Origin of the sequence: Oceanotoga sp., assembly GCF_030445905.1 — a bacterium.
Lineage (GTDB): Bacteria > Thermotogota > Thermotogae > Petrotogales > Petrotogaceae > Oceanotoga > Oceanotoga teriensis.
On record NZ_JASUSU010000018.1, the window covers coordinates 43,251 to 50,745 of the forward strand.

Annotated in this window: 8 protein-coding genes and 1 tRNA gene; 2 read left to right on the plus strand and 7 right to left on the minus strand. The window is 26.2% G+C overall.

What is annotated here, in order from left to right; all coding sequences use genetic code 11:
- Positions 1-4: 4 nt before the first annotated feature.
- Together PWP28_RS07065 and PWP28_RS07070 are read right to left on the minus strand one after the other, a co-directional pair.
- Positions 5-859 (minus strand): deoxyribonuclease IV, encoded by an 855-nt coding sequence (locus PWP28_RS07065; RefSeq protein ID WP_374045484.1) that lies wholly within the window; start codon positions 857-859, stop codon positions 5-7.
- Between the two features lie 4 nt (positions 860-863).
- Positions 864-1,421 carry a DNA-3-methyladenine glycosylase I gene (locus PWP28_RS07070; protein ID WP_308644464.1) on the minus strand — a complete coding sequence of 186 codons (558 nt, stop codon included), beginning with the start codon at positions 1,419-1,421 and terminating at the stop codon, positions 864-866.
- 93 nt (positions 1,422-1,514) lie between these two features.
- Here PWP28_RS07070 and PWP28_RS07075 point away from each other — a divergent pair, with 93 nt between their 5' ends.
- Both PWP28_RS07075 and PWP28_RS07080 read left to right on the plus strand, forming a co-directional pair.
- The gene (locus tag PWP28_RS07075) at positions 1,515-2,036 is read left to right on the plus strand and encodes a hypothetical protein (protein WP_109604199.1); all 522 of its coding nucleotides are present in this window, start codon (positions 1,515-1,517) and stop codon (positions 2,034-2,036) included.
- A 9-nt stretch (positions 2,037-2,045) separates the two neighbouring features.
- Positions 2,046-2,297, plus strand: a complete 252-nt coding sequence (locus tag PWP28_RS07080) for a hypothetical protein (RefSeq protein ID WP_109604200.1) — start codon at positions 2,046-2,048, stop codon at positions 2,295-2,297.
- A gap of 18 nt (positions 2,298-2,315) precedes the next feature.
- On the opposite strand, the gene PWP28_RS07085 is transcribed toward PWP28_RS07080, so the two are convergent.
- The 5 genes from PWP28_RS07085 to PWP28_RS07105 form a co-directional block, all read right to left on the minus strand.
- Positions 2,316-2,390: transfer RNA gene (locus PWP28_RS07085), tRNA-Asn, on the minus strand.
- Positions 2,391-2,585: 195 nt separating this feature from the next.
- A complete protein-coding gene (locus tag PWP28_RS07090; RefSeq protein WP_308644465.1) occupies positions 2,586-3,980 on the minus strand; it encodes a beta-N-acetylglucosaminidase domain-containing protein in 1,395 nt (464 codons plus the stop codon).
- 17 nt (positions 3,981-3,997) lie between these two features.
- Positions 3,998-5,251: a carbohydrate ABC transporter permease gene (locus PWP28_RS07095; protein ID WP_109604202.1), complete on the minus strand. Its 1,254-nt coding sequence runs from the start codon at positions 5,249-5,251 to the stop codon at positions 3,998-4,000.
- Positions 5,251-6,126: a carbohydrate ABC transporter permease gene (locus PWP28_RS07100; protein WP_109604203.1), complete on the minus strand. Its 876-nt coding sequence runs from the start codon at positions 6,124-6,126 to the stop codon at positions 5,251-5,253. Before PWP28_RS07100 ends, PWP28_RS07095 begins: the two co-directional genes overlap by 1 nt.
- Before the next feature lie 50 nt (positions 6,127-6,176).
- The gene (locus PWP28_RS07105) at positions 6,177-7,391 is read right to left on the minus strand and encodes an extracellular solute-binding protein (protein ID WP_109604204.1); all 1,215 of its coding nucleotides are present in this window, start codon (positions 7,389-7,391) and stop codon (positions 6,177-6,179) included.
- Between the last annotated feature and the right edge of the window lie 104 nt (positions 7,392-7,495).

Here is a 7,495-nt window from a genome sequence, read left to right on the forward strand (position 1 = left end):
ATACCTAATTTAAATTTAATAAATTTTTTATATGAGAAATATCTTTCGAATGAGCAGAATCATCACCTGGAGTTTCAAGTAATAGAGGGATTTTTAAAAATTCGTCAAAAGATAAAAAATTTTTAAAACCATCATCTCCTATAAAACCTTTTCCAATAATTTCATGTCTATCTTTTTTTGCATTTAAATCAAATTTTGAATCATTTAAATGAATCATTTTCAATTTTTCAATTCCAATGTATTCATTTATTTCATCTATTAATCTAAGGGTATCCTCTTTATCTCTTATATCATATCCCGAATCAAATCCATGACATGTATCATAAGTTATTCCCAATTTATTTTTAAAAGCACATCTATTTATAATCTCACCTAATTGCTTCATAGAATACCCTAAATTATTTCCTTTTGGAGCTACATTTTCTAATAAAATAAAAATATCATCATTTTCAAAATTTTTTAGAATTTCATCTAAAGATTTCGATATTTTATCTATTCCATATTCTTCGCCATTTCCAAGATGACTTCCAGGATGAAAATTATAATACTTTATATTTAATAAATTTGTGATTCTTAATTCTTCATTCATTAATGTCATAGATTTATTCCAAGTATCTTCTTTAGGGGAAGCAAGATTTATCAAATAACCAGAATGTACAAGAATGTTTTCTTTATTTATTTTATATTTTAAAACTTCTTCTTTAAACAAATCGATATCAATATTATTTGGTTTTTTAATAGACCATGTTCTTGGTGAATGAACAAATATTTGAAAAGAATTAGCTCCTATTTTTATAGAATTCTCTGGAACATTTTTAAGCCCTTCAGAAATACCCATATGTGCACCAATTTTTAGCATTAAATCAACTCCTTTTATTTTTAAAACAACTTTTAATATGATCATCAACAACTCCAACTGCTTGAAGATAAGAATATATTATAGTACTCCCAACAAAACTCATACCTCTTTTTTTTAGATCTTTAGAAATTTTATCAGATAATTCAGTTTTTGAGGGAACATCTTCAATTGTATTGAAATTGTTTTTAATGGGTTTGAAATTTACAAAACTCCAAAGATATTTATCAAATGAATCAAATTCATTTACTATTTTTATGAAAATTTTAGAATTATTGATAGCAGAGTTTATTTTTCTTTTATTTCTTATTATTCCGGAGTTTTTTAAAAGTTTATCAATTTTTTTATCATCATAGTTAACAATTTTGTTATAATCAAAGTTATCAAAAGCTTTTCTGTAATTTTCTCTTTTTTTTAATACTGTTATCCAAGATAAACCAGCTTGAGCACCTTCTAAAATAAGCATTTCAAATAATTTTCTATCATCATGAACAGGAATACCCCATTCTTCATCATGGTACTTTATATATATTTCATCATTTGTAACCCAATCACATCTATTCATAAGTATCACATCCTTTATAAGTATTATACTAAAATTTGCAATTTATTGTTTTTTTGATAAAATATTGTTGTAAAATAATATTGAGGTGAAAAAATGAATTTTGAAAATATAATAGAATTGCACAAATATTATAATGCTATTTATGATAAAGCTGAAAAGTTTTATAATTATCTTGAGAAAAATAATTTATATTCAAATATAGTATATAATACAAGAAATGGGTTTAATTATAAAAATATATATTATGAACAAAAATATCATATACCAGAGATAGAAATGATGGAAAATTCGAGTATAATATTTAATGTAACGGGTATAGAATATCATTTTTGGTCTGTAAAAAAATATAATCTTGAAATAAATATTTTAGAATATATGAATGAAATAAATAAGTTTAGAGATATTCAAATAAATAGTTATGATGATAATATGAATAATTTATACGAAAAAGATTATTTAAAAACATATAATAATATGAGAATGTCTTTTGATGAGAATTTTCGTATTTCTATTATGGAAAATGATATAATCAATATAAAAAATGAAGAGATACTTCAAGGATATCTTGAAAATTATGGCATAATTTTTGGAGATAAAAATATAATACAAAAATAGGGGTGAAACATGAGTGGATTAAGCGATTATCCTTTCGATTATAAAATTGGAAAGGATAACAAATTATTCATATCATATTATGGTAAGCAAGTAAAGATAATAAAAGATAAGAAAGCAAAAACTCTTATAGAAAAACTCGAGGATTGTGGTTATGAAGAACAACAACTTATACTTGCAAAGTTGACTGGAAACTTTAAAAGGGGAAATGAACGTAATAAAAAATGGAAATATGAGAATAAAAAAGAAGAGTCTGATTATTAAAATCAGACTCTTCTTTTATGGCTCCGGCTGAGGGATTCGAACCCCCGACCTAATGGTTAACAGCCATCCGCTCTACCGCTGAGCTAAGCCGGAAGATATCCAAAGAATATTATAACACGAAATAAATATAAAATCAAGTATTAAAAAAAGAGGAACCTTAAAAAGGCTCCCCTTAACAAAGTCTCTTCGATTCCCTGGAGATGGGAATCAAGTACATTATAAATTAGTAATTATACAATTATATGTCAAATTATTATCATTTAAATTCATAAATCTACGATATTCATGTTAATTTTGTTGATTTATAATATTATTAGATCTTATGAGTCCTTTACTTATTTTTAAATGTTTCCAAGCAAGATTAACAAATTTCTCGCTAAATATAGAAGTTTCAAATTCCATGAATTTCTTTAAGAGATCTTCCATTTTTTTATTTTCTTTTTTTACTTTTTCAATATCTGTTAAAGGAGCATTTTCATCAAAAATAATTTCATAAGTATTTATCAAATCAGAGATTTGTATCATAAGAGTACCATAACATTTAAATTCTTCAAGCCATCTTTTTATTTCTTCTTTTAATTTTGGGTCAATTTTTTTATTCAAAATATCATAATATTTCAAAATATTGTTACCAGTGTCTTTTAAAAATATTTTAGCTTCATTTCTTTTTTTATTTTTTATTAAAGTTTCAAATTTTTCGAGAATATTCAAAGCAACTTTTGAAGTCTCAAGAGTTAATGGACTATAAGAATTACATTGAATAAAATAATAAAACTCCTCGACTATTTCAGAATTATACTCTTTGAGACTTTTTAAAAGAGCATCTTTTGAATTATAATCTTCAGGATTCAATAAATATTCTGAAATAGCTCCTAATACTATTTTAGAAGCATTTGCTTGATTCATTGGATTTATTACAATTCCTTTAGAATATTTATAGAGGTTTTGAGATCTTCCGATATATTCAGCCATATGGAGTTCTGGTACCATCATAGAATCATTCACTGGATAATTATCCCAATATATAACAGGTCTTTTAAAAGATCTTCCTATTTCGATTGCATCTTCATCTGGAATTATTTTTGAACAAACTTTAGGGCCTGTCCACATTATATCTATATTTTTATTTAGATTATTTCCTAAAATATCATGATATGAATAATGAGGTTTTCCAAAATATTCTGTAGGACATAAAATGAAATGTAAATCTTTAACAAAATTTGATAATTTTTCAAATACTTTATTAGAAAAATCTGCTTGTGCTTGTGCTAGGCAATCATATTTTTGAATATCTTCTTCATGTTGTAAATCCCAAGGAATATCATCTAAAAATAGACATAATGTATTTACACCAAGATCTGAAAATTGTTTGAATTTTTTTATCAATATATCTAAATCTTCTTCATTTGAATGAATCAATGAAAGTCCTGGTGAAATTGCAATTGAAACTTCAACATTAGATTTTTTCCCTGTATCTATGAGTTTTTTGAAATCTTTTAAAAAAGCATCATCATAAAATACTTTCCACTCATCTCTATGTAATTTATCAGCTTTTGCCGCATAAATATATAAATTATAATCATGTTCACCCATATATTCAATAATATTTTTTCTTTCTTCCATAGTCCATTCTCTTCCATAAAAACCTTCAACTACGCCTCTATAATAAAATTTTTTTTTCATCTAAAAATCAACTCCTATTATGATTTTACTGCTCCAGCAGTTAATCCAGATATTATTTTCTTTTGGAAAATTAAAAATATTATTATTACTGGAATTCCAACGATTGTAGATGCAGCCATTAATTTAGGCCAACTTATTTGATTTAATTTAGAAAACATCGCCAATCCAACTTGTACTGTTCTCATCTCTTTAGATGTTGTTAAAACTAAAGGCATGTATAAAGAGTTCCAACTTCCAATAAAAGAATTTATTCCTAAAACTGCTATAGCTGGTCCACTTAATGGCAATACTATTCTTCTGAATATTTGAAAATCATTAGCACCATCGACATAAGCAGCTTCATCTAATTCTTTTGGTAATTGTTCTATATATTGTCTCATTAAAAATATGCCAAAAGGTGTAACTAAAGTGGGATATATTAAAGCTCTATAAGTGTCTATTAAATTCAATTTTTGCATTAACATAAATATGGGTATTATTTTTGTTTGAGGTGGAATCATCATAGTACCTAAAATAACTGCAAATAATATTTCCTTACCCCTAAATTGTTTTCTTGCAAATGCATATGCAACCATAGAACAAAAAAGTAAATTTGCCACTACAACAAAGAAAGATATTATCCCAGAATTTAGCATATATCTTGCAAAATCATTTTCTTCCCAAACATCTTTAAAGTTTAAAAATGTAGGGAATTTATATTTAAGGTTTAAATTATCCATTTTTACGATATAATCAAAATTTTCATCACCTATAAATATTAATTGAATTTGAGATATATGTTTTAGATCTATATCATTAAAATCATCATAATTTAAGTTAAAAGACATTAATTTTTTTTCATCATCATATTGAAATTTCTTTAGAGAGATAATTTTATTATTTTCATCAATATCTTTTAAACCTACTTTCAAACTATCAAATTTTTTATTTGTATCTATATATAAACTTATATTTTTTACTTGATTTATATTCAAATCATTAGTAAATGCAGCTATACCAAATTCTTTGCTGCCATTAGATTTTAACTCAAGTATTTTATTCTCTTCTTTTTGAATTATGTTATAATTTTTTGTACCTATCGTTTTCATTTTGGTTCTTAAAAACATTTTACTTGTCTCAAAATCAAGTACATTCTGTTCTTTAACTATATGAAATAAGTCACCTTGAGGAATTATACTCGTTAAAACAGTTAAAAATAAGGGTAAAAGAGATAAAAAAAGTAAAAAACATAGTATAATAAAAATGATTTTATTACCTTTAGACTTATTCATTAGTAATCACTCCTGAGTGCTTTTTTCTGAATCAAAGTTACTATCATTACTAATACAAATAAAATATAAGCTATTGCAGAACCATATCCCATATCAAATTTTCTAAAAGATACTTCATATAAATAATGAACAATAGTCTGGGTAGAATTTCTTGGTCCTCCTCCAGTCATTGTATATATTTCTGAGAATATTTGAAAAGATCTTATGGTATTTATAGCTATTACAAAGAATAAAGTTGGTTTAAGCATTGGTAAAGTTATTTTAAAAGCCATTTGAGTTGGTGTTGCACCGTCTATTTTTGCCGCTTCATATAAAGAGTCTGGAATACTTTGTAACCCTGCATATATTAATATCACATAATATCCAAATGCAGCCCAAACATCCATAAACATTATCGCTGGTAATGCTGTTTCTGTAGAAGCAAGCCATGAAATTGATTCAACTTTAAAACCTAAAGATCTCAATATGGTGTTGAATAAACCACTTGAGCTGTACATATAAATCCACATCATAGATATAACAACTAATGAAATTACTGATGGTAGAAAAAATCCAGCTTTAAAGAATTCTCTACCTTTTAATTTTTTATTATTCAACAATATTGCTAAAACTAAAGCTATACCTATTGTAAAAGGAATAGTTCCTATAACAAAGAAAAAAGTGTTTTTTAAAGCAATCAAAAAAGTTTCATCTTTAAAAGCTCTTATATAATTATCAAGTCCTATAAATTTCATATTCGGATTTAAACCAGAATATTCTGTAAAACTTGTAAAAAAAGAAAATAAAATAGGATAAAGCTCAAATATTAAAAAGGTTATGAGCCATGGAAGAATAAATAAAAAAGTAATTAATCCTTGTTTTCTTTTTTTTGTCATCAAAGTTCCTCCTTTAAAAATACTGGAGGTTCTTAGAACCCCCAATAATTTTATTGTTTGTTTTTATCTAATATAGTCTGTATTCTTTTATTGTATTTTTCCAAGGTTTTATCAACATCTGAATATTCCATAACTATTTCTTCTATGGCTTCAGAAAGTTCGAATTGAATATCAACCCATTTTGGATGTGGAGGCACTGGAACTGCTGTTGCATTCTGTTCAAAGAAAATAGATTCCAAAATATGATCATCGAACCATGGATCACTTTCAGCGAGTACATTAGATGGAAAAATAGTAGGAACTCTTTTTGTTATTTTCATTGTTATCTCAGGTCTTACTAAAAATTCTATAAATTTTTTAGCAGCTTCTTTATTTTTAGATGAAGAAGGAATAGTTAAAATTTCTCCACCCGCAAATGAAGCATGAAAGCCTTTATTTTGAGATGGTTTAGGTAAAAAGGTTACAAAATAATTTGTATCTGGGTATGTGGAGTTTAATTTATTTATATTTCCACCTGCTGCAATCCATAATCCAATTTTACCTTCTCCAAAAGCCATCATAAGATCTGCAGATTTAGATTTCAAAGAATATTTAGATAACTCTTGATACATATAGGCAGCTTCTTTAACTGATTGGGAGGTCATTAAAGAAGTATTTAAATCTTCTGATAAGATATTGCCTTCATTACCCCAAACTGCTGGTAAGAACCATTCCTGCCAAGGAGTTTGGGGTTCACCTACACCCATACCGAAACCATAAATATCTTCTCCAAGTGCATCTATCTTTTTTACTGCATTAAGTAATTCATCCCATGTTTGAGGAGGATTTTCTGGATCAAGTCCAGCTTTTATAAATAAATCAACATTATAATACATAGCTCTTGTACCTAAAAGCCAAGGAACTCCGTAATATTTACCATCAAATTCAGCTGATTTCCAACCTATAATATTTGAAAAATCATCTTTTAAAAAACTCAAATCATCAATAACACCTTCATTTGCAAAGTTTGCTACCCAAGTATTTCCAAGTTCCAAAATATCTGGAGCAGAATTTGCAGCGAAAGCAGTTACAATTTTATCAAAACCTGTTGCCCAAGATAATTGAACATAATCCACTTCTATATCTGGATTTTCTCTTTCAAATTCATCAATAACTACTTTTGCGGTATCATCTTTCATCATAAATTCCCAAAAAACTAACTTAGTTTTTGAAAAAACAAATACACTCATTAATAAGATTAAAGCAATAAAAAATCCCTTTTTCATACTGTACACCTCCCTCTATAAAATACGCTTAAGTGAATATTTCATGATAATTCATAGAAATTAAAAAAAACAAAAAAATATAAAAGATAATAAATAATGAAAGA